The organism is Pectobacterium brasiliense (assembly GCF_016950255.1).
In the GTDB taxonomy this organism is placed as follows: Bacteria; Pseudomonadota; Gammaproteobacteria; order Enterobacterales; family Enterobacteriaceae; genus Pectobacterium; species Pectobacterium brasiliense.
In genome coordinates this window covers 3,269,411-3,291,298 of sequence record NZ_JACGFN010000001.1, presented here as the reverse complement: position 1 = coordinate 3,291,298, position 21,888 = coordinate 3,269,411, and the positions used below count along the sequence as shown (strand labels likewise).

The following is a 21,888-nucleotide window of genomic DNA, read 5'->3' as shown; positions in this document are numbered from 1 at the left end:
TGTCTGCGTAGGCCGTATGCTGAGGCCAGCCGTTTACTGAGGTCAGATCGTGTACTCAGGTTATAGCGGCCGTTCCATCGGCATACCGTCCCCAAAAAGCGTTACCCGTAATCATAGAAAGTCAGTAGACAGGGGCGTTCTGCTGACAGTCAGCGCCAGTTAACGCTGACGCAAGGAGAAAAGCGTTGAAGCAGAAGAAAGGCGTCACCCACGGCGACGATGAAAGACGTGGCGGATGAAGCGGGCGTTTCCACCGCGACCGTATCCCGAACGTTAATGAACCCAGAGAAAGTCTCTGCGACCACCCGTAGGAAGGTCGAGCAGGCTGTCATCCGCCGTTGGCTATTCGCCTCACGCACTCAACAAGGAATCTCAAGCGTAACGAATCGCGCACGATCCTGGACGAATCGTCCCGGATATCTGCGATCCTTATTTCTCCGAAATATTTCGCGGGATCGAGGAAACGGCAGCCGAACACGGCTATCTGGTGTTGATTGGCGATTGTGCTCACCAGCATCAGAAAGAAAAAACCTTTGTCGACCTGATTATTACCAAACAGATCGACGGCATGCTGTTACTCGGCTCTAATCTGCCGTTTGACGCAGGCCAGGAAGAGCAGCGTAATCTGCCGGCCGATGGTGATGGCGAATGAGTTCTCACCGGATCTGGCGCTACCCACCGTGCATATCGATAAACCTGACCGCCGCCTTTGAAGCCGTACACTATCTGTATCAGGCGGTCATCAACGCATCGCCTGCATTGCGGGGCCAGAGCACATGCACCTGAGCCCAATATCGCCTCCAGGGATATATTCAGGCCCTGCGCCGCAACGGGATTCTTATCGATAATCAGTATATCTTTCGGGGCGATTTCACCTACGAAACCGGGATAAACGGCCTGATTGCGCTGATGCAACATCCTCAGCCGCCCAGTGCAGTCTTCTGTCATAGCGATCTCATGGCGCTGGGCGTGCTGGCGCAGGCCAGAAAGATGGGGCTGGATATCCCGCGCGACCTCTCAATTATCGGTTTCGATGATATCGAAACAGGCGCAGTACAGCTGGCCGCCTCTAACTTCTGTCGCCCCAGCCTCGTTATCAGATCGGACGCGAGGCAATGCTGCTACTCTTAGAGCAGTTGCAAGGTAACACGGTACAAAGCGGTTCCCGTCTGTTGTCCAGTGAGCTGGTCATACGCGGACAGCGTCGCCGCGCCGAATTACGCCCGTAACAGGCTTTAAGACTTCAGGTGCTGGTCAAATATTTGAGGGTTCAGTAACATGACCCCCTAATTATATTATTTACCTATCAATTCACAGCGAAACGACAGTGGCACAAAGAGACTACGTGAGCCGGGGACGTTCATCAGGGACGCGCCGGAAACGACAAATAGCCGGAAAAAAGGCAAGGCTTCAGGTGCCGTCCAAAACGATGATCGCACTCGCTGTTGCCGTTTTGGTCACCTTCGCGGGCCGGTCTGTACTTTATCGCCCATAATAAACCGGACGATTCACCCGTCCTGCCGCATCAGAATGCAGGCAAAGGTAACGGGCTGCCCCCCAAACCGGAAGAACGCTGGCGCTACATCAAAGAACTGGAAAATCGTCAGTTGGGCGTCACGACGCCAACGGAGCCTTCCGCGGGTGGCGAAATTCAGTCGCCAGTGCAGTTGACGGACGAACAGCGCCAGCTGCTGGAACAGATGCAGTCTGATATGCGTCGTCAGCCAACGCAGCTTTCCGAAGTGCCGTATAACGACCAGACGCAGGTTCCGCGCTCTCAGGTGACAATCAAGCCGCCGACCCAATCGATGCAGCAGCCGCCTGTCGTAACAACGCAACCCGCCACACGCGCACCTGCGGTCACGCAAACGACACCTGTTGTGCCGAGACATGAAGCAGCAAAACAGGAAGCACCGAAGCAACAGCCGGTCAAACAGCCTGAAGCGCCAAAAGCCGAGAAACCCAGCGCTGGGCGATCCAATGTGGCTCCTTCAAAACCATGGATCCTGCCGAATCGGTCAGAGCACAGCTGGCGTTTGCCGGTATCGAAAGCCGCATCACCTCTAACGGCGGCTGGAACCGTATTATGCTTGGGCCTTATAACAACCGTGCTGCCGCAGATAGCATGATCCAACGTCTTAAGGCGCGGGCGCATCAAACTGTATTCCTCTTGCCAGCGGGGGGTTGAAAAACCCCACGCCTTCCCCCATCTATAACTTCAATGTGCCCCGAATCATGCGGGGATCTTTTTCTTCAAACGGGGACTGACTCGTGACAACAATTGTAAGCGTACGCCGCAACGGCCAGGTGGTCATTGGCGGTGATGGACAAGCCACTCTGGGCAACACCGTGATGAAAGGCAACGTGCGTAAAGTGCGTCGTCTCTACCATGACCGCGTCATCGCCGGTTTCGCAGGCGGCCACGGCGGATGCCTTCACCCTTTTTGAGCTTTTTGAGCGCAAGCTGGAATTACATCAGGGTCATCTGGTGAAAGCTGCCGTCGAGCTGGCGAAAGACTGGCGTACTGACCGTATGCTACGCAAGCTGGAAGCCCTGTTAGCCGTTGCGGACGAAAATGCCTCGCTGATCATTACCGGTAATGGTGATGTCGTGCAGCCTGAAAACGATCTGATCGCGATTGGTTCCGGCGGTCCTTATGCACAGGCTGCCGCGCGTGCTTTACTGGAAAACACCGAGCTGGGTGCGCGTGATATCGTCGAGAAATCTCTGGGGATTGCTGGCGACATCTGTATCTACACCAACCAGTTCCACACGATAGAAGAATTAGCCTCCAAGGCGTAAGGATCAACTATGTCTGAAATGACCCCGCGCGAGATAGTCAGCGAACTCGACAGCTATATCATCGGCCAGCATAAAGCGAAACGCGCTGTTTCCATCGCGCTGCGTAACCGCTGGCGCCGCATGCAGTTGGACGAAGCACTTCGTCATGAAGTGACGCCTAAAAATATTCTCATGATCGGTCCGACCGGCGTCGGTAAAACCGAAATCGCTCGCCGTCTGGCGAAGCTCGCCAATGCGCCGTTCATCAAAGTGGAAGCCACTAAATTCACCGAAGTGGGCTACGTAGGTAAAGAAGTTGACTCCATCATCCGCGATCTGACGGATTCCGCGATCAAAATGGTGCGCCTTCAGTCCATCGAAAAAAACCGCTTCCGTGCGGAAGAGATGGCGGAAGACCGCATTCTGGATGTACTGATTCCTCCGGCGAAAAACAACTGGGGACAATCAGAAAGCACGCAGGAACCTTCCGCTGCACGTCAGGCATTCCGCAAGAAACTGCGTGAAGGCCAGTTGGACGACAAAGAGATCGAGATCGATCTGGCAGCCGCCCCCGTTGGCGTAGAGATCATGGCTCCTCCAGGCATGGAAGAAATGACCAACCAGCTCCAGTCCATGTTCCAGAATCTGGCAGGACAGAAGCAGAAAGCCCGTAAGGTCAAAATTAAAGATGCCTTCAAGCTGCTGATAGAAGAAGAAGCCGCCAAGCTGGTGAACCCGGAAGAGCTGAAACAGCAGGCGATTGAAGCCGTTGAGCAACACGGTATCGTGTTCATCGATGAGATCGACAAAATCTGTAAGCGTGGCGAAAGCTCCGGCCCGGATGTGTCCCGTGAAGGCGTTCAGCGCGACCTGCTGCCGCTGGTTGAAGGTTGCACCGTGTCCACCAAACACGGCATGGTCAAAACTGACCACATCCTGTTTATCGCGTCCGGTGCGTTCCAGGTTGCCAGCCCGTCCGATCTGATTCCAGAATTGCAGGGGCGTCTGCCGATTCGCGTAGAGTTGCAGGCGCTGACCACGGAAGATTTCGAGCGCATCCTGACCGAACCGAGCGCCTCGCTGACCGAGCAGTACAAAGCGCTGATGGCGACAGAAGGCGTAAATATTTCGTTCACCGCCGATGGTATCCGCCGTATTGCCGAAGCCGCCTGGCAGGTCAACGAAAGCACCGAAAATATCGGCGCACGCCGTCTGCATACCGTGATGGAGCGTTTGATCGAAGACGTGTCTTACGACGCCAGCGAAATGAACGGTCAAAGCGTTACCATTGACGCAGATTACGTACGTAATCATCTGGATGAATTAGTAGCAGATGAAGATCTGAGTCGATTTATCTTATAATCCGTTTTCGCGGATCGCACGATTAACGATAAAGTGGGAGGCGTTGGCCTCCCACTTTTGTTTCTGACGCCGCCATCACTGACTTTTCTTGTTTATAAACGGATGATTCACGCAATTGAATCGTCAATAAAATTGAAGCACACCATGACCTTATCGACCCATAGCAGCAAAACCAAAGCCTGGCTGGATAGCCTGCGTCCAAAGACGTTGCCATTAGCTTTTGCGTCCATCGTCACCGGCTCGGCGATCGCGAGCTGGCATAGCAGCTTTAAACCGGGCGTAGCATTACTGGCGTTGTTAACCGCCGGACTGCTGCAAATCCTTTCCAATCTGGCGAACGACTATGGGGATGCGATAAAAGGCAGCGATACCGAGGAACGCATCGGGCCGTTGCGCGGCATCCAGACCGGGGCGATTACGCTGACGCAGCTGCGCAATGCGCTAATCGTGACCGTGGTGCTCACCATCATTTCCGGCGTGAGCTTGGTGATTCTGGCGTGTGAAAAGCCAGCGGATATCTTTGGTTTCCTGATTCTGGGGCTGCTGGCGATTTTCGCCGCCATCACCTATACCGTCGGTAACAAGCCCTACGGCTATATCGGACTCGGCGATATCTCAGTGCTGATCTTTTTCGGCTGGCTCAGCGTCGCGGGGTCGTATTATCTGCAAACCGGCCATTTCGACAGCATCGTGATGCTGCCTGCGACGGCCTGCGGTCTGTTGGCGACGGCGGTGCTGAACATCAACAACCTGCGCGATATCGACAACGATCGCATCAGCGGAAAGAACACGCTGGCAGTACGTCTTGGTGCGGAAAAAGCGCGCTTCTATCACACGATGCTGCTGTTGCTGGCACCGGTTTGTCTCGGTCTGTTTGCCACGTTTTATCTGCACAGCCTGGCGGGCTGGCTCTTTATTCTGGCGCTCCCGTTGCTGATTCAGCAGGCGCGCTATGTGCTGCGTGAAACCAGCGCATTCAGTATGCGTCCGATGCTGGAAAAAACGGTGAAAGGCGCGCTGCTGACCAACATTCTGTTCGCCGTTGGCGTGATATTGAGTTAGTGCGGGTAAAGTGAGCGCGGGCGAAAAGTGGTGCGTATTTACTGATACGCATCAAGTTAACATTTGATGATTTTGCCAACAGCCGCCAGAAAGGGATATACTCATGATTCCGGCGGCAAACAGACGTTAATCCTATGAAATACGATACTTCCGAACTGTGCGATATCTACCACGAAGAGGTGAATGTTGTTGAGCCTCTGTTCTCTAATTTTGGCGGGCGTACTTCATTTGGTGGCAAGATCACCACGGTGAAATGTTTTGAGGATAACGGCCTGCTGTTCGATCTCCTTGAAGAGAACGGCCTTGGGCGCGTGCTTCTGGTTGATGGCGGCGGCTCGGTGCGTCGCGCGTTGATCAACGCGGAAATCGCCCGGCTGGCGACGCAAAACGAGTGGGAAGGCATTGTCGTTTATGGCGCGGTGCGTCAGGTTGACGATTTGGCTGAGCTGGATATCGGTATTCAGGCGATGGCAGCAATTCCGGTCGGCGCAGGTAGCGAAGGCATCGGCGAGAGCGATATTCGCGTCAACTTCGGTGGCGTCACCTTCTTCTCCGGTGACCATCTGTATGCCGATAATACCGGTATTATTTTGGCGGAAGACCCGCTGGATATTGAATAATATCGTTGAATTCCCGCGTTTTTATTGCGGTGACATCAGCACAAAAAAGGGCGATAGACGCCCTTTTTTATTTGGCTCAATCGATAAGCCGTTCCTTCGTCTGAGCCAGCAAGTCCTATTAGACTTCTTCCATTTTGCCTAACAGCGCGCGCAGGCGTTCTTGCCATACCACTTGTTCTTCTTTCAACTGCTCGTTCTCGCGCACCAGCGCTTCACGTGAACCCGCTGCCGCCTGCACATCCTGCGACAACGCGTTGTTCTGCTCTTTCAGCTCTTCAATTTCCATTTGCAACAGCGTGATGGTATCAATCGCCTGCTGAACTTTCGCTTCCAGCTTTTCAAACACTTCAAATGACATTCTTCAAACCCCTTTTAATCGCAACAAGGCAAAGATCGGTTAACGCTGGCTTTCGGACTCTGTAACCAACACCCAACGGTGTCGCCATCCGCCCGTAAACATAATCCTGACCGCGGGACGGCTGGCAAGATAGACCATAGCGAAATTGTATGTAGCCAACCGCCACCTGTCTAGCGCACATCCCCCACTACGCGAGTGTGGCAGCTTTTCTTACGTAACACTATCAGTACAAACTGAAAAATAGGCAGTACAAACTGAAAAACGGACAGCCGAAACGGAAACATGAGCGGCGTAAACTGAAAACTACTCCTGTTCGCTTCCCCATTACTCCAATTGTGTTAATAAATTTAACCTGAGCGTTACTATCAATCGTGGGCGAAAAGTCACTGCGAGTCATTTTATAAGCGAATACGCTCATTTTCTTGACGCACAACACACATTTTAATTTCGATATTTCTCGTTTTCGAGCATTAACGATAAATTCACATCATAAATACATTTAAAACAGAGGATGCCCCCACGGTATCCTTAGACCTACCACTCTGTACGTTACCCAGCAGGAAAAAAATATGAGCCAAGCAGAACGTTCAACGCTAAAAGGCCAGTGTATCGCCGAATTTCTCGGCACTGGCCTGCTGATTTTCTTCGGTGTCGGCTGTGTCGCCGCCTTGAAACTGGCGGGAGCCAGCTTCGGACAGTGGGAGATCAGCATCATTTGGGGTCTGGGGGTTGCGATGGCAATCTATCTGACTGCTGCCATTTCCGGCGCTCACCTCAACCCAGCCGTCACTATCGCCCTGTGGCTGTTTGCCTGCTTCGATGGACGCAAAGTGGTGCCTTACATTGTGGCGCAGATTGCGGGGGCATTTTGTGCCGCCGCACTGGTCTACGGGCTGTATTACAATCTGTTTGTGGATTTTGAACAAACCAACAATATGGTGCGCGGCAGTACGGAGAGCCTGAATTTAGCGGGCATTTTCTCAACGTATCCGAACCCACACATTTCCGTCATGCAGGCGCTGCTGGTTGAAACCGTCATCACTGCCATCCTGATGTGCCTGATTCTGGCGCTGACCGACGACGGCAACGGTATCCCACGCGGGCCACTCGCTCCCCTGCTGATCGGTATTCTGATTGCTGTTATCGGTGCGTCGATGGGACCACTGACCGGCTTCGCCCTTAACCCGGCGCGTGACTTTGGTCCTAAGCTGTTCGCTTTCCTGGCGGGCTGGGGCAACGTGGCCTTCACCGGCGCACGCGAAATTCCTTACTTCCTGGTTCCTGTCTTCGGCCCCATTATCGGTGCCTGTCTGGGTGCCTTCGGTTATCGCGCACTGATTGGCCGCAATCTGCCATGCGATGTGTGTGAACCCGAGGCAGAAGCTACCACGCGTCGTGAAAGCCGTTAAACTTAACGCCACGACCATCCTATTTCACGGTTAATCATTACAGGATTGGATTTATGAACCCGGAAAAAAAATACATTGTCGCAATCGATCAGGGCACAACCAGCTCCCGCGCCGTCGTACTGGATCACGATGCGAATATCGTTAGCGTTTCACAGCGTGAATTCACTCAGATCTATCCAAAAGCGGGCTGGGTAGAGCACGACCCGATGGAAATTTGGGCCACACAGAGCTCAACGCTGGTCGAAGTGCTGGCTAAAGCCGATATCAGCGCGGATGAAGTCGCGGGCATTGGTATCACCAACCAGCGTGAAACCACCGTCGTATGGGAAAAAGAGAGCGGCAAGCCGATTTATAACGCCATCGTCTGGCAGTGTCGCCGTACCGCTGAAATTTGCGAAAAGCTGAAGAAAGACGGTCTGGAAGAGTACGTGCGCAACACCACCGGTCTGGTGGTGGATCCCTACTTCTCCGGCACCAAGGTGAAATGGATTCTGGATCACGTTGAAGGCTCTCGCGAGCGCGCCAAACGCGGTGAGCTGCTGTTTGGTACCATCGATACCTGGCTGATTTGGAAAATGACGCAAGGGCGTGTTCACGTAACGGATTACACCAACGCCTCCCGTACCATGCTGTTTAACATTCATACGCTGGAATGGGACACCCGCATGCTGGAAGCGCTGGATATCCCGCGCGAAATGCTGCCAGAAGTGCGCGCGTCTTCAGAAATCTACGGCCAGACCAACATTGGTGGTAAAGGCGGCACGCGTATTCCTATCGCCGGTATCGCGGGTGACCAGCAGGCGGCGCTGTACGGCCAGCTTTGCGTCAATCCAGGCATGGCGAAAAACACCTACGGCACCGGCTGCTTCCTGCTGATGAATACCGGTAAAGAAGCGGTGCTGTCTAAACACGGCCTGCTGACCACCATCGCCTGTGGCCCACGCGGCGAAGTGAACTACGCGCTGGAAGGCTCCGTGTTCGTTGGCGGTGCCTCCATCCAATGGCTGCGTGACGAGCTGAAACTGATCGGCGACTCAATGGACTCCGAATATTTCGCGACGAAAGTGAAGGATTCTAACGGCGTTTATGTCGTCCCTGCCTTCACCGGTTTAGGTGCCCCTTATTGGGACCCGTATGCCCGTGGCGCGATCTTCGGTCTGACCCGTGGTGTGAATGCTAACCACATCATCCGTGCGACGCTGGAATCGATTGCCTTCCAGACCCGCGATGTATTGGATGCCATGCAGGCAGACGCCGATACCCGCCTGAAAGCGCTGCGTGTCGACGGCGGTGCGGTCGCCAACAACTTCCTGATGCAGTTCCAGTCCGATATTCTCGGCACGCGTGTGGAACGTCCGGAAGTACGTGAATCCACCGCGCTGGGTGCGGCTTTCCTGGCGGGCTTAGCGACGGGCTTCTGGAACGATCTGGATGAAGTGAAGAGCAAAGCGACTATTGAGCGTGAATTCCGCCCTAGCATCGAAACCGTAGAGCGTAACATTCGCTACAGCGGCTGGCAGAAAGCCGTGGCTCGTGCCCGTAACTGGGAAGATCACGACGCGTAATCCGCCAACGCATCTGTCCACATCGGGCGCGCCTGTCGCGCCCGTTTTTTCCCTACCGTTCAACCTCCCTCTTCCCCCCGTTGTGATAAAATCCTCGCCTATATCCTAATGTTGATCGTTTAAGAACCGAGATACCGGGGCGACCACGGTGCGAGGCGTCCCTTCGGGAACCTCATCACCGCGTTTCCCTTAAATCCAGGCTTAAGTGGCTAACATAAGGCCACTTCTTTCCCGAACGACAACAGACAGGTATTTATGAAACGTGAATTAGCCATCGAGTTCTCGCGCGTCACCGAAGCAGCCGCGCTGGCAGGCTATAAGTGGTTAGGTCGTGGCGACAAGAATGCCGCCGACAATGCTGCCGTACAGGCAATGCGCATCATGCTGAATCAGGTCAATATCAACGGTCAGATTGTCATCGGCGAAGGGGAAATCGACGAAGCGCCTATGTTGTTCATCGGCGAACAGGTCGGTACCGGTCAGGGCGATGCCGTAGACATCGCTGTCGATCCGATTGAAGGCACGCGGATGACGGCAATGGGTCAGGCGAACGCGCTGGCCGTGCTGGCCGTTGGCGAAAAAGGTACGTTTTTGCACGCGCCAGACATGTACATGGAAAAGCTGATTGTCGGCCCCGAGGCAAAAGGCGCGATTGACCTCAACCTCCCGCTGGCGGACAACCTACGTAATGTCGCACTGAAGCTGGGTAAACCGCTGAGCCAGTTAACGGTCACTATACTCGCTAAACCGCGCCACGATGCCTGTATCGCGGACATGCAGCAGTTGGGTGTGAAAGTGTTCGCGATTCCAGACGGCGACGTAGCGGCATCCATCCTCACCTGCATGCCAGACAGCGAAGTTGACGTGCTGTACGGCATCGGCGGCGCGCCAGAAGGCGTGATTTCAGCAGCCGTTATCCGCGCGCTTGATGGCGACATGCAGGGGCGTTTGCTCGCTCGTCATCAGGTCAAAGGCGATAGCGCTGAAAACTGCCGTATCGGTGAAGACGAGCTGGCACGCTGCCGCCAAATGGGCATCGAAGCCGGTGGCGTCCTCAAGCTTGATGACATGGCGCGCAACGATAACGTGATTTTCTCCGCGACCGGCATTACCAAAGGTGATTTGCTGGACGGGATCGCGCGTAAAGGCAATATGGCAACAACCGAAACGCTGCTGATCCGCGGCAAATCCCGCACGATCCGCCGGATTAAATCAACTCACTATTTGGATCGTAAGGATCGTAAGGATCGTACGCTGCACGAATTCCTGCTGTAGCAGGCCACTGCCCGACTGACGGATTGTTTCACAGTTGTTAATAAATGGCGTATCGTAGATGCACGACTTACATGCAAAAATAGCAGCGTCTAATGCAAGCAACAGGAGCAACAACATATGGCTGAATGGGTGACAGGCAAGGTAGTTCAGGTAGAAAACTGGACAGAAAGTCTGTTTAGCATTCGGGTTCACGCGCCCACCGATGCATTCACTGCCGGGCAGTATGGCAAACTGGCGCTGGAGATTGATGGCGAGAAGGTGCAGCGCGCTTATTCCTACGTGAATGCGCCCAGCGATCCCACGCTCGAGTTCTACCTGGTGACAGTGCCAGAAGGTAAGCTCAGCCCGCATCTGCATGCGTTGCAGCCCGGCTCAGACGTCCTGATCGTCAAAGAGGCTGCGGGCTTTTTCGTACTGGAAGAAGTGCCTGATTGCGAAACGCTGTGGATGCTGGCAACAGGGACAGGCATCGGCCCTTATCTGTCAATTCTTCAGGAAGGCAAGGGTCTGGAGCGTTTTAAGAATATCGTGCTGGTTCACGCCGCCCGCTTCTCACGCGATCTGAGCTATCTGCCGCTAATGCAGCAATTACAGCAGCGCTACCACGGTCAACTGCGTATTCAAACGGTCGTCAGTCGGGAAGAAGAAACGGGCTCGCTGACGGGCCGCATTCCCCAGCTTATCAGCAGCGGTACGCTGGAGGCCGCCGTAGGCCTGCCGATGGATGCAGCAACAAGCCACGTCATGCTGTGCGGCAACCCGCAGATGGTACGCGACACGCAGCTGTTGTTGAAAGAAGAGCGCCAAATGACCAAGCACCTGCGTCGCAGACCCGGTCATATGACTGCCGAAAACTATTGGTAAACGGCGGTTCGTTGTTAATCAGCGGCGGAAACGAAACGGCTCCGCCGCTGCTCCAAAGCGGTTTTCCCCTTTTGTTCCCAGAAAAACACCGCAGTCAAGCAGCGTCATCACGACAATCAGGATCGGCAGGAAGCGGCCAATGCCCCACTGCCAGATAGATGAGAACATCGTCCAATTCCCCGAAGCCAACATCCACGCTACCACTAGCAGCAGCGCCCACCAGCCGCTCTTATTACGGTCGTGCAGCCGTTTCACCATGATCGCCGCCGTCGGCCACAGCAATACCACCAAACCAAACGCCGTCGATTGCGTATCCAGCCAGCTTTGGCCGGATAGCGTAAACAGCACCGCCATCAGCGCGACCCAAATAGCCATCCAAAGCCAGAAATCACGACGACCGACTCGGCCTTTAAACGAGAAGCACCACTGCTGTAATGTCATTAACGATAACGCCCTGAATTGTCGGCCTGTCTGGCCGAATTAATCTGTATTTTACGCTGGCTGATTTTACCTCAACCGAGACAGTTGCCCGTAATCTTTACGCGATTTTTGTCAGCCACGTGCGATTTCTCACAACGATGTACTATTTTTGACAACGACGTACAAATGCCGCTTTAATCAAACGTATTCTGCCGTTATCGGCCTGGACATCTTCTGAAGTGGCTGACCCGAATCCCTATGACACGAAAACGCATCGCTTCACTTTTGGTTTTATCATCGCTGGTGCTGTACCAGACTCACGCGGGTGCCGATCCGACGTTCCCGCCTAAACCCTCAGCCAATGCGCCGTATCTGTTGGCTGGTGCCCCTACCTTCGATCAAACCATCACGCAGTTCCGCTCTCGCTACAATCTGAGCAATCCGGCGCTGCCGATTGGCGAATTTCGGGTTGTCGACACCGGTAATATCTCCAGCATGTTGACCCGCGCCGCCAGCCGGATCAACGACCACCTCTATGCCTCAACCGCACTGGAGAAAGGCACCGGGAAAATCAAAACGCTGCAAATTACCTGGCTGCCGCAGCCGCAGAGCGAACAAGAAACTGCGGCGCGCCGTAAGCAGGCTATCGACTATATGGCGGCACTGGCACGCACGTTCGCACCGTCACTGACGGAAGAACAGAGTGTGAAAAAAGTCACCGGACTGCTGGAAAAAGGCAAAGGACAGCGCTTTTATCAGCAAACGGAAGGAGCCTTGCGCTATGTTGTTGCAGATGATAGTGAAAAAGGGCTAACTTTTGCTGTTGAACCGATTAAGCTAACGCTATCTGAACCGTGATCAACACAGTAATTAATGACGAAAAACAGAGCCACGGTCACATTTCGTCTCTATACTGTGGGCAGGTCATATTGCCTGACGGCAGTAAAATTTATGCATTGGTTTATTAACACCTTGATTTATTAACATATTGATTCATTCGCGATTCCGGCTGGAGGAAAAAAGATGCGACATCCATTAGTTATGGGTAACTGGAAGCTGAACGGCAGCACTCACATGGTCAACGAACTGATCGCGGGCCTGCGTAAAGAGCTCAGCACCGTTGACGGCTGTGGCGTAGCGATTGCACCACCGGCTATCTACCTCGACCAAGCTAATCACCAACTGGCCGGCAGCCGTATTGCGCTGGGCGCGCAGAACGTTGACGTGAACCTTTCCGGCGCTTTCACCGGCGAAACGTCTGCCGAGATGCTGAAAGACATCGGCGCGAAATACATCATCATCGGCCACTCTGAGCGCCGCACCTACCACAAAGAAAGCGATGAATTCATTGCGAAGAAATTTGGCGTGCTGAAAGACGCGGGCCTGATTCCGGTGCTGTGCATTGGCGAAACCGAAGCAGAAAACGAAGCGGGCCAGACGGAAGCCGTCTGTGCACGTCAACTGGACGCCGTGCTGAACACGCTGGGCGCGAAAGCATTTGAAAACACCGTTATCGCCTACGAACCTGTATGGGCTATCGGTACCGGCAAATCTGCAACCCCAGCACAGGCTCAGGCTGTTCACAAATTCATCCGTGACCACATCGCCAAGCAAGATGCGGCCGTTGCGGAACAAGTGATCATCCAGTACGGCGGTTCGGTGAATGCGGCGAATGCTGCCGAGTTGTTCACCCAGCCGGACATCGACGGCGCGCTGGTTGGCGGTGCATCACTGAAAGCTGACGCCTTTGCTGTCATCGTGAAAGCAGCAGCCGACGCTAAACGCGGCTAAGCTTTATCGAAAATGGGCGGACAAAGGTTCGTCTAATCAAAAAGCCGGTTCACGCTATTGCGCCAACCGGCTTTTTTTATGACGGATATCCCTATCCGTCACCCTTCTTTTTAAACCGTCAGTTAACGGCTCAACCGTTACTTCGCCGCAGGGATTTGCTGCGTAATGCAGTGAATATTTCCCCCGCCCAGCAGGATTTCCCGCGCAGGCACGCCGCTAATCAGATAGCCAGGGAACATCTGTTGCAGCAGATCGCGTGCAACGTCATCCGTCTTCTCATCCAGCAGCGGGAAAATAATTTGCTGGTTGCTGATCAGGAAATTCACGTAAGACCCAGCCAGACGCGAGCCAGCAAGGCGTTCAATCGCATCGCCGCTGTCCACGCCCTGCGCTTCCTCTTTGGTCGCATGCAGCGGGCCGGGTGCAGGCAGTTTCCAGATTTTCAGCTCACGCCCTTGCGCATCCCGCGCGGCCGACAGTACCTCATAGGCCGCGACGGAGCGTGCATACTGCGGATCGTTTTCATCATCCGTCCAATGCAGCGCGACTTCACCGGGACGGACGAAGCAGCACATGTTATCGATATGCCCGTCGGTTTCGTCGTTGTACACGCCCTCTTCCAGCCAGATAATCGTCGAGATGCTGAGGTAATCACGCATCAGCTGTTCGATTTCTGCCTTACTCAGGTGCGGGTTACGGTTCGGATTGAGCAAGCATTCCGCCGTAGTCAGCAGCGTGCCTTCACCATCGACATGGATCGAGCCGCCTTCCAAAATCAGCGGTGCGGCATAACGTGCAGCCTGATGATAGTCCAACACCTGTGCCGCAACTTTCTCATCCTGACGCCAGTCTTCGTACAGACCGCCCAGCTCGCCGCCCCAGGCATTGAACTGCCAGTCGATACCCCGACGCTCACCCTCTGAATTCAGTACGATGGTTGGGCCAGTGTCTCGCATCCAGGCGTCGTCGCTTTCCATTTCCACCAGCGTGACGTTCACCGGCATCACTTTTTGCGCATCCGCCATGTAGCGTGCGGGCACGCCCATAATCACCGGCGTGTTTTGGGCGATGGCTTCCGCGACGCGCGCGAACGTTTTCTGCGCCGGAACGCCCCGCTCACGCCAGTTGTCGGTCCGATACGGCCAAATCATCCACACGGCATCATGCGGCGCCCACTCGGCGGGCATCGCAAAACCATCCTGATGTGGCGTCGTGAGATGAGGGGTAGCTAACTGTGACATCACTTATCTCCGGGTCTTGCCGTCTGAGCTGGCAATGGTGCCGTACATTTCCGGGCGACGGTCGCGGAACAGGCCCCATGACGCACGCTGAGCAGCAATAGCTTCTAAATCGAATTCATGCACCAGAATCGCTTCATCTGTCTTGTTGGCCTGAGCCAGCAGCGCACCCGTTTGGTCGGCAATAAAGGACGAACCGTAGAACGTCATTTCCAGACCATCGATGTATTTGCTGGCTTCAGTACCGATACGGTTGGAAGCGATCACCGGTACCAGATTCGCGGCGGCATGACCTTGCTGAACGCGAGTCCAGTGCGGCTGGCTGTCGATGTCCGGGTAAGCCGGTTCAGAACCAATCGCGGTCGGATAGAAAATCAGCTCTGCGCCCTGCAACGCCAGACTGCGGGCGGTTTCTGGGAACCACTGATCCCAGCAAATGCCCACGCCGATTTTCGCGTAGCGCGTCTGCCAGACTTTAAAGCCGGTATCGCCCGGAATGAAGAATTGCTTCTCCTGATACGCCGGACCGTTCGGAATATGCGTTTTGCGATAAACGTCCAGCACAGTGCCGTCCGCGTCAATCATCACCAGCGAGTTGTAATAGGCGTTATTGGCACGTTCAAAGAAGCTCAACGGCAACACCACGTTCAGCTCCGCCGCCAGTGCTGAAAAATGCTTAATCAGCGGGCTGGTTTCCAGCTCCTGCGCCAGCGCATAGTGCTCCGGGCTTTGATCGATACAGAAATACGGTGCGGCAAACAGTTCCTGAATCAGGATAACCTGCGCGCCTTTTGCATGCGCTTGTCGCACCAGTTTTTCAGCGTTTTCGATATTCTTGGGCAGATCCCAGGAACACGCCATTTGTGTTGCGGCAACGGTAACTTTTTTCATGCGAAAACCTCAATAATAACGATATATACCCGCCCTTTCTTACCGGCAAGTATCGGCAATAAGTGTTTCTCTCGGTCACGATTATGCATCGGCACTAACCGGCGCGGCCTTAACGAGTGTAGGACAACACGCCTACGCATGCCCAATAGGAATATCCTGTTAAGGTATTGACCGAAAATGACATGCGCATTATGCCAGTTAATGACGAGACTTCACTATGCTGAAAATGAATGATCTCGCGTGACGAGCAGAAAAGAAAAACCGCCTTTTCCACGGCGGTTTCTATCGATGATTAAGATTGAGAGAAAGCAGTAGGCAACAGCATCAGGCTTCAACGGTATCCGTCTGATGTAGCGCCTGACTGACCGCTTGTCGTTGCTCCAACAATGCAGTGCTGGTTCGGTCGCGGGGATAAGTGAGATTTATCGGCAGAATCCTGCTAATCCGGCCAGGTCGGGGCGACATCACCACCACGCTGTCCGCCAGAAAAACCGCCTCTTCCACATCGTGTGTCACCAGCAGGATCGTCAAATCTGTTTGCTGGCGAATCTCCGCCAGACGCTCCTGCAACTGCTGTTTAGTCAGCGCATCCAGCGCCCCAAAGGGTTCATCCAACAAGAGAATACGCGGCGTCGACACCAGCCCACGAGCGATCGCCACGCGCTGTGCCATTCCTCCCGACAGCTGGTGCGGCCATGCGTCGGCAAAGCCCTCCAACCCCATCATCTGGAGATAGTGTGCAATACGGTGCGTCACTTCCGCAGGAGAAAGATCTAGGTTGAGCATACCGAGGCGAATATTGTCCGTCACGGTGAGCCACGGAAACAGGCGTGGCTCCTGAAACACCAGACTGACATCATCGGGAATACCCTGCACAGGCCGTTCGCCAATCAGAATGCGCCCACGCTCTGTGGTATCAATCCCGGCTGCCAAACGCAGCAGCGTCGATTTACCACAGCCGCTGGCACCGATGACCGCAACCAGTTCTCCAGCCTGCAACGACAGATCGATGTCCTGTAACACCGTCAGCGGCGCGCCGTTGACGGTAAAATGTTTAGTAATGTGCTGAAAATGCAGGGACATAGATTCTCCGTTAACGGTCACGCAAAGCGCCAGCGGGTCAGCCGACGTTCAGACAAGGTAATCAATCGGGAAAACAGCGCGGCCACCGCGGCAATCAGCACCACGCCCGCCATGATGCGATCGGATTCAAGCAACTGCTGTGCGCGAATCATCATGCCGCCCAATCCTTCTCCCGACGGCATGAAATATTCTGCGCCAATCGCGCCCGTCCACGCATGCATCAGCGCCAGCCGCAGGCCGGAAAACAGCGGTGGCAATACGCTGGGCAGTATCAATGTGCGAAGCGTCTGCACTGGCGTCAGACGCAGAACCTGCGCCACTTCCAGTAGCGCAGGCGGAAGCTGGGCGATCCCCTGACGGGTTGCCAGCATCACAGGAAAGAACGCCGCGACGGCGATAAACACGATTTTGGCGCTCTCCCCTAAACCAAACCAGGCGGTGATCAGCGGCAGCCAGGCGAATAGCGCCACGCAGCGCAGTGCGGACAGCGCCGGATTAAACAGTCTGTCGGTGATACGCCAACCGCCAAGTAACGCACCGACCAGCACGCCGATCGCACTGCCCAGCACAAAGCCCTGTAGCGCACGCAGCAGGCTGGCATGGAGATCGACCGACAGCCCGCCCTGAACCAGCCCTGTCCACAGCGCGTCGATCACGCTGCTCGGTGCAGGAAGAAAGGCCACGTTCACCCACTCGTGCACACTGCTCACCTGCCACAGCGCAACCAGTACTAATGGCGCTAACCAAGGCGTCAGCGACAGGCTCGGCAACGCAGTGCTCAGGCTATCTCGCCCCAGCACTGGCGCGGGCCAGTGAATCCAACGACGCTCCAACTTCAGCAGCACGCGCTCCCCGGCAAACCCCAGTACGCCAATAATCAGAATGCAGACGAACACCAAATCCAGCATAAATAGCTGGCGGCTTTGTACCAGCAGATAGCCCAGCCCTTCGCTGGATGCGAGTAGCTCGACCGCGATCAAGGCGACCCATCCGGTAGAAAACGCCAGCCGAATGCCCGTCATCACATACGGCAGCATCGCAGGCAGAATCAGGTAACGCAGGAAGGCGGCGGGCGGTAAACGCAGGCTACGCGCCATTTCATGCAGTTTTTGTGGCGTCTGTTGGATACCCGCGCAGGTATAAAGCGTCACCGGCACCGTTACCGATTTCACCAGCACTACCAGTTTCAGCGCCTCACCGATGCCCAGTGACAGCATCAAAAGCGGAATCCAGGCCAGCGTCGGGACCTGCGCGATGACGGTGAAGAGCGGCATAAACAGCGCATTCAACCGGCGATTCAGGCCAAACAGGCTGCCGAGCACCAGACCCAGCGCGATCCCACCGCTAAAGCCAATCACCAGCCGTATCAGGCTGATAGGCAGCTGATGAATCAACTCTTCGGGGATAAAAGCCCGTGCGCTATCGATAACCGCCAGCGGCGAAGGCAGGATTTGTTCAGACATCCACCCGTGACGGCTGGCAAGCCACCAGCCAGCAAGGACCAGCAGCGGCACGACTAATGAAATGACCAACGCGGAATATCCCGCCGACAGCGTGGCGGTCAGCGAAACGTCAGGGGCGGAGTGTATCCGCGACGGGTATTTGGGCATCATGATCGTCGGTATCCGGCTACGTTATTTCTGCGTTAGCAGGGATAGACGCGTAATCCCCGCCTGCTCGACATCGGCCAGCAGCGCGGCGACAGCACCGTAATTCGCCTCTTTGTCCGCCTGCACCTGCACCACCAAGTCCGCATTACCCGCTTTAGCCTGTTGCAGGCGCGGCACCAGCTGTTCGCGTGCCAGACTTTCTTTATTGATGAAGACGCGCTGCTCGCCATCAATGCTAATCACTACCGGATCGGCGCGATCGGCTGGTGCCACCGCCGACGTTTTCGGCAGTTGAATCGGAATGGCATTCGTCAACATCGGCGCGGTAACAATAAACACCACCAGCAGCACCAGCATGACGTCCACGAGCGGCGTGATATTCATTTCACTCATGACGTCTTCATCATTACGCGAGGTAAACGCCATATCAGACCACCTCTCTCAGGTTCTTCACGGAGAAAGCAGCGGCCGATGGTTCAGCGCTGGTATGAAACGTGCTGACATGAAAATCATGCGCCTGCATCACGCTGTAAACATCATGGGCGAAGTCATCCATGTCTGCGACAGCCAGCTTGAGGCGACGTAAAAAGTAGTTGTAGATCAGTACCGCAGGAACCGCGACGGCAATCCCGATTCCGGTCGCAATCAGCGCGTTGCCAATCGGCCCCGCAACGGTGTCGAGGCTAGCAGAACCAGAAAGCCCAATCTCCTGCAACGCCGCCATAATGCCCCAAACGGTACCAAACAGGCCGATAAACGGTGACGTGCTGCCGATACTCGCCAGAACTGCCAGTCCGCTTTCCAGCGAACGGCGTTCACGCTGAATCTGCTGTTGCAGCGCACGCTCAACCCGATCGGGCAGATGAATATTCAGAGCAAGCTGTCCGCTGATCCGTTCCGGCGCTTTGACCGCGGCCAGCGCCAGATTGGCGAGGGAACCGGGCTGTTTTGCGCTGGTTTCTGGCGTCTGGCTGACGTCATCCTGCTGCCAGAAGGCGGCACGAAAGCGGCGATCGCGCCGCTGCGCCCGTCCATATTGGACGAATTTCAGTAGCCCCAGTCCCCAGGTGACGAGAGAAAACAACAGCAGCAAAAGAATCACTGCGCCTTCCGCAGAAAAGAGTTCAATGTGTCCGAGCGTCATAACCAATACCTCATGAATTTAGCGAAAAATCGACGGGAACAACCACCCAGCCGCTAACCGGCTGACTGCCGCGGCGCGCCGGAACGAAAGACCAGCGCCGCACCGTGTCTCTGGCGGCGTCGTCCAGCGAGGGATAGCCGCTTGATTGATGGATACGAATGGTTTGCACCTTGCCGTCGGCACGCACCTGCACGTTCAACAACACGGTGCCTTCATAACCACGACTAATCGCCACGTCGGGATAAGACGGTGCGGGATTGTGCAGGTAGTCAGCATTCGCGAGCGGCGGCGTCAACGGCGCGTCAACGGGCTGCGCGACCGCCTTTTGCGCCACCGGAGCAGGTGTTATCGGGGCTGTGGCCGATGCCGTTTCAGCCTGAGATTTTGGCGTCGGTGCGGGCGGATTCTTTTTCACCGCGACCTTTTTCGGCGCAGGTTCCGGCTTTTTCTCAGGCGCTTTTCTCTCAGGTTCTTTTTTCTCGGGCACTGGCGGCAACAGCGCGTTGTCATCCACTGGCTTGTCCACGGGCGGCGGAACGAGTTCCGGCGGTGGCGTTACGACGTCAGGCTCAATAGGTTCAGGTTCGACAGGTTGGGGTTGCGGCACTGGTTCGGCAACCGCAGCAACCAGCTCGACGCTAACAGGCTGTGGCCGGGCAGGTACCGTAACGGGCGGTGTCGATGCGCTGTTGAATAACGCCAGTACCGCCGCGTGCAATAGCAACGTCGCGACCACCGCCAGCCAGCGTTCCGGTCGGGACGAAACCGTCGTACTCAACGTCGGCAAGCGCGGCTGCACGACGCCGCTCACCCGGCTGGCGTGCGGAGTCGGCTCCGGTGAATAAGACCGGGATCCTGACGCCGCTCCCGCATAGAGTAATTCCGTCATGGTATGTGCTCCTGACCGTGTTTATTTATACCCGTCATACTTCACATTGCAGGCGTCATGGATAGATGACCTGAAATAGCGTTGGAATAATCGATTCTTCTCGAGCGCTTAATAAAGTCAACGTATGTATCTGTATATCGATATTTATTTAATTGGAAAGATAATGGCATTCATCGTCTAACGACAAACTAAAGGTAATAAGTCCCGATAGGCTAATGCATAGTTGGAATAGTTTTTTTTCGTTCGTTGCATAGTGATGAAATAAGCGATGAATGCTGATTTAGCTATTTACTAAAAATAATAATGCTTTTTTTGTATTAGTCAGTTTATTGCCAAGCCTTTAAATGTGGTTCTGCAACGAGATGACGCCGTGCTAAACCGGCGCAATAACAACATTGATATTCACACACTCACATTCAAACACCTCATCACTGGCGGGCAAGAAATGACAACATCAGGACGAAAATGGTTAGTGACCGGCTTATTGGCAATGGGTATGGCCTGGTCAGGCATTACATCGGCGATTACTGAAATTCGTATTGCCGCACCAGACATTGGCGCAGGCACAAAGCCCAGCGGCGGCGGCCTGCTTGACGTCATTCACAGCCAGAAGCTGCTGGAGCGCGAATTCAGCAAAGACGGGATCAGCGTCCGTTGGACATTCATCAAAGGCGCAGGCCCCGTCATCAACGAAGCGTTTGGCAACCATCAGGTTGACGTGGCCTATCTGGGCGATTTAGCCAGCATTATCGGTCGCTCTCGCGGTCTGGATACGCGCGTGATCGCCGTGGCATCACGCGGCATCAACCATTATCTGGCGGTAGCGAAAGGCTCCGGTATTGAGAAAATCCCCGACTTGAAAGGCAAACGTATTGGTATCTTTCGCGGAACAGCGGGCGAGCTGTCCTTCGTTAGCGCGCTCGATTCACAGGGCCTGAAGCCTTCTGATGTGAAGCTAATCAATCTCGATTTTGCGGCAGCCAGCGCGGCGTTAGCCGCTGGGCAGATTGACGCTACCTGGGGTGGCAGCAATACGCTTTCGCTGCGGGATAAAGGGCTGGCGGACATTCCGCTGTCGAGCCGTGACCTCGACGGCGCAGGCCAGCTCAGCGGCTTCCTGCTGGTCGATGAGAAATTTGCTAAAGGCAACGAGGATATTCTGCGCCGCTTGGTCAAAGTCCAACGAGAAGCAGCAAACTGGGCCAGCGATGAGAAAAATAAAGATGAGTTTATTCGACTCTTAGCCACCCAATCAGGTTATCCGGAAAATATATTACGCGTCGAATGGGATACATTGCCGCCATTAACCGAGCGTCTTTCACCCGAATTGGATCCAGCCTTTGTGGAAAAATTAAAACGCGCCGTCACATTAGCCTATGAATCACGTCTTATTCGGCAACCTTTTGATGTCGATAAATGGCTGGATGATTCTTATCTAAAAGCCACTCAGTAATTTATTCCCCCAAATTATAGACCACGTATTGCCGTGAATTTCACGGCAATCGGCAGCCTATTGACGATATTC

At 54.8% G+C, this 21,888-nt stretch carries 19 protein-coding genes and 3 pseudogenes; 13 read left to right on the top strand and 9 right to left on the bottom strand.

Going from position 1 to position 21,888, the window contains the following annotated elements; genetic code table 11:
* Positions 1–219 precede the first annotated feature (219 nt).
* The 6 genes and pseudogenes from cytR (at position 220) to rraA (ending at position 5,826) form a co-directional block, all read left to right on the top strand.
* Positions 220–1,239, top strand: a pseudogene (cytR, locus tag H4F65_RS14625) (DNA-binding transcriptional regulator CytR).
* A gap of 88 nt (positions 1,240–1,327) precedes the next feature.
* Positions 1,328–2,184 (top strand): annotated as a pseudogene (gene ftsN, locus H4F65_RS14620) (cell division protein FtsN); the annotation flags it as partial.
* Between the two features lie 87 nt (positions 2,185–2,271).
* Positions 2,272–2,803: pseudogene (gene hslV / locus H4F65_RS14615) on the top strand (ATP-dependent protease subunit HslV).
* Between the two features lie 9 nt (positions 2,804–2,812).
* Entirely contained in the window at positions 2,813–4,144 is a 1,332-nt protein-coding gene (gene hslU, locus H4F65_RS14610; RefSeq protein ID WP_010281519.1) for an HslU--HslV peptidase ATPase subunit, read from the top strand.
* Positions 4,145–4,288: 144 nt separating this feature from the next.
* Positions 4,289–5,206 (top strand): 1,4-dihydroxy-2-naphthoate polyprenyltransferase, encoded by a 918-nt coding sequence (locus tag H4F65_RS14605; RefSeq protein WP_010281522.1) that lies wholly within the window; start codon positions 4,289–4,291, stop codon positions 5,204–5,206.
* 134 nt (positions 5,207–5,340) lie between these two features.
* On the top strand, positions 5,341–5,826 hold the full coding sequence (gene rraA / locus H4F65_RS14600; protein ID WP_010281528.1) for a ribonuclease E activity regulator RraA: 486 nt from the start codon (positions 5,341–5,343) through the stop codon (positions 5,824–5,826).
* Between the two features lie 118 nt (positions 5,827–5,944).
* On the opposite strand, the gene zapB is transcribed toward rraA, so the two are convergent.
* Positions 5,945–6,184 (bottom strand): septal ring assembly protein ZapB, encoded by a 240-nt coding sequence (gene zapB, locus H4F65_RS14595; RefSeq protein WP_010281529.1) that lies wholly within the window; start codon positions 6,182–6,184, stop codon positions 5,945–5,947.
* A gap of 569 nt (positions 6,185–6,753) precedes the next feature.
* Between zapB and H4F65_RS14590 the strand changes: the two genes are divergently transcribed.
* The 4 genes from H4F65_RS14590 to fpr all read left to right on the top strand — a co-directional run bounded on the left by H4F65_RS14590 (position 6,754) and on the right by fpr (position 11,297).
* Positions 6,754–7,593, top strand: coding sequence for an MIP/aquaporin family protein (locus tag H4F65_RS14590; RefSeq protein WP_010281531.1), 840 nt, complete (start codon positions 6,754–6,756; stop codon positions 7,591–7,593).
* A gap of 53 nt (positions 7,594–7,646) precedes the next feature.
* On the top strand, positions 7,647–9,158 hold the full coding sequence (glpK, locus tag H4F65_RS14585) for a glycerol kinase GlpK (protein ID WP_039320207.1): 1,512 nt from the start codon (positions 7,647–7,649) through the stop codon (positions 9,156–9,158).
* 255 nt (positions 9,159–9,413) lie between these two features.
* On the top strand, positions 9,414–10,433 hold the full coding sequence (gene glpX, locus H4F65_RS14580; RefSeq protein WP_010281536.1) for a class II fructose-bisphosphatase: 1,020 nt from the start codon (positions 9,414–9,416) through the stop codon (positions 10,431–10,433).
* 117 nt (positions 10,434–10,550) lie between these two features.
* On the top strand, positions 10,551–11,297 hold the full coding sequence (gene fpr, locus H4F65_RS14575; protein ID WP_010281538.1) for a ferredoxin--NADP(+) reductase: 747 nt from the start codon (positions 10,551–10,553) through the stop codon (positions 11,295–11,297).
* 18 nt (positions 11,298–11,315) lie between these two features.
* Here the strand turns inward: fpr and H4F65_RS14570 are convergent, their stop codons facing one another.
* Positions 11,316–11,738, bottom strand: coding sequence for a DUF805 domain-containing protein (locus tag H4F65_RS14570; RefSeq protein ID WP_010281540.1), 423 nt, complete (start codon positions 11,736–11,738; stop codon positions 11,316–11,318).
* A gap of 237 nt (positions 11,739–11,975) precedes the next feature.
* On the opposite strand from H4F65_RS14570, the gene H4F65_RS14565 reads away from it, so the two are divergent.
* Positions 11,976–12,575, top strand: a complete 600-nt coding sequence (locus H4F65_RS14565; protein ID WP_010281542.1) for a YiiQ family protein — start codon at positions 11,976–11,978, stop codon at positions 12,573–12,575.
* A gap of 165 nt (positions 12,576–12,740) precedes the next feature.
* A complete protein-coding gene (gene tpiA / locus H4F65_RS14560; protein WP_010281546.1) occupies positions 12,741–13,508 on the top strand; it encodes a triose-phosphate isomerase in 768 nt (255 codons plus the stop codon).
* Positions 13,509–13,645: 137 nt separating this feature from the next.
* On the opposite strand, the gene aguA is transcribed toward tpiA, so the two are convergent.
* The 7 genes from aguA to H4F65_RS14525 form a co-directional block, all read right to left on the bottom strand.
* A complete protein-coding gene (gene aguA, locus H4F65_RS14555; protein WP_010281548.1) occupies positions 13,646–14,749 on the bottom strand; it encodes an agmatine deiminase in 1,104 nt (367 codons plus the stop codon).
* Positions 14,750–14,752: 3 nt separating this feature from the next.
* Positions 14,753–15,637, bottom strand: a complete 885-nt coding sequence (gene aguB, locus H4F65_RS14550) for an N-carbamoylputrescine amidase (RefSeq protein ID WP_010281551.1) — start codon at positions 15,635–15,637, stop codon at positions 14,753–14,755.
* 324 nt (positions 15,638–15,961) lie between these two features.
* On the bottom strand, positions 15,962–16,720 hold the full coding sequence (locus H4F65_RS14545) for an ABC transporter ATP-binding protein (protein WP_010281552.1): 759 nt from the start codon (positions 16,718–16,720) through the stop codon (positions 15,962–15,964).
* A 17-nt stretch (positions 16,721–16,737) separates the two neighbouring features.
* A complete protein-coding gene (locus H4F65_RS14540; RefSeq protein ID WP_010281554.1) occupies positions 16,738–18,333 on the bottom strand; it encodes an ABC transporter permease in 1,596 nt (531 codons plus the stop codon).
* Positions 18,334–18,354: 21 nt separating this feature from the next.
* Complete coding sequence (locus H4F65_RS14535) at positions 18,355–18,756, bottom strand: ExbD/TolR family protein (protein WP_010281556.1); 402 nt, start codon at positions 18,754–18,756, stop codon at positions 18,355–18,357.
* A 1-nt stretch (position 18,757) separates the two neighbouring features.
* Positions 18,758–19,474: a MotA/TolQ/ExbB proton channel family protein gene (locus H4F65_RS14530; RefSeq protein WP_010281558.1), complete on the bottom strand. Its 717-nt coding sequence runs from the start codon at positions 19,472–19,474 to the stop codon at positions 18,758–18,760.
* Positions 19,475–19,484: 10 nt separating this feature from the next.
* Complete coding sequence (locus H4F65_RS14525) at positions 19,485–20,363, bottom strand: energy transducer TonB (RefSeq protein WP_010281561.1); 879 nt, start codon at positions 20,361–20,363, stop codon at positions 19,485–19,487.
* A gap of 445 nt (positions 20,364–20,808) precedes the next feature.
* Here H4F65_RS14525 and H4F65_RS14520 point away from each other — a divergent pair, with 445 nt between their 5' ends.
* Entirely contained in the window at positions 20,809–21,816 is a 1,008-nt protein-coding gene (locus tag H4F65_RS14520) for an ABC transporter substrate-binding protein (protein WP_039320201.1), read from the top strand.
* Positions 21,817–21,888 lie beyond the last annotated feature (72 nt).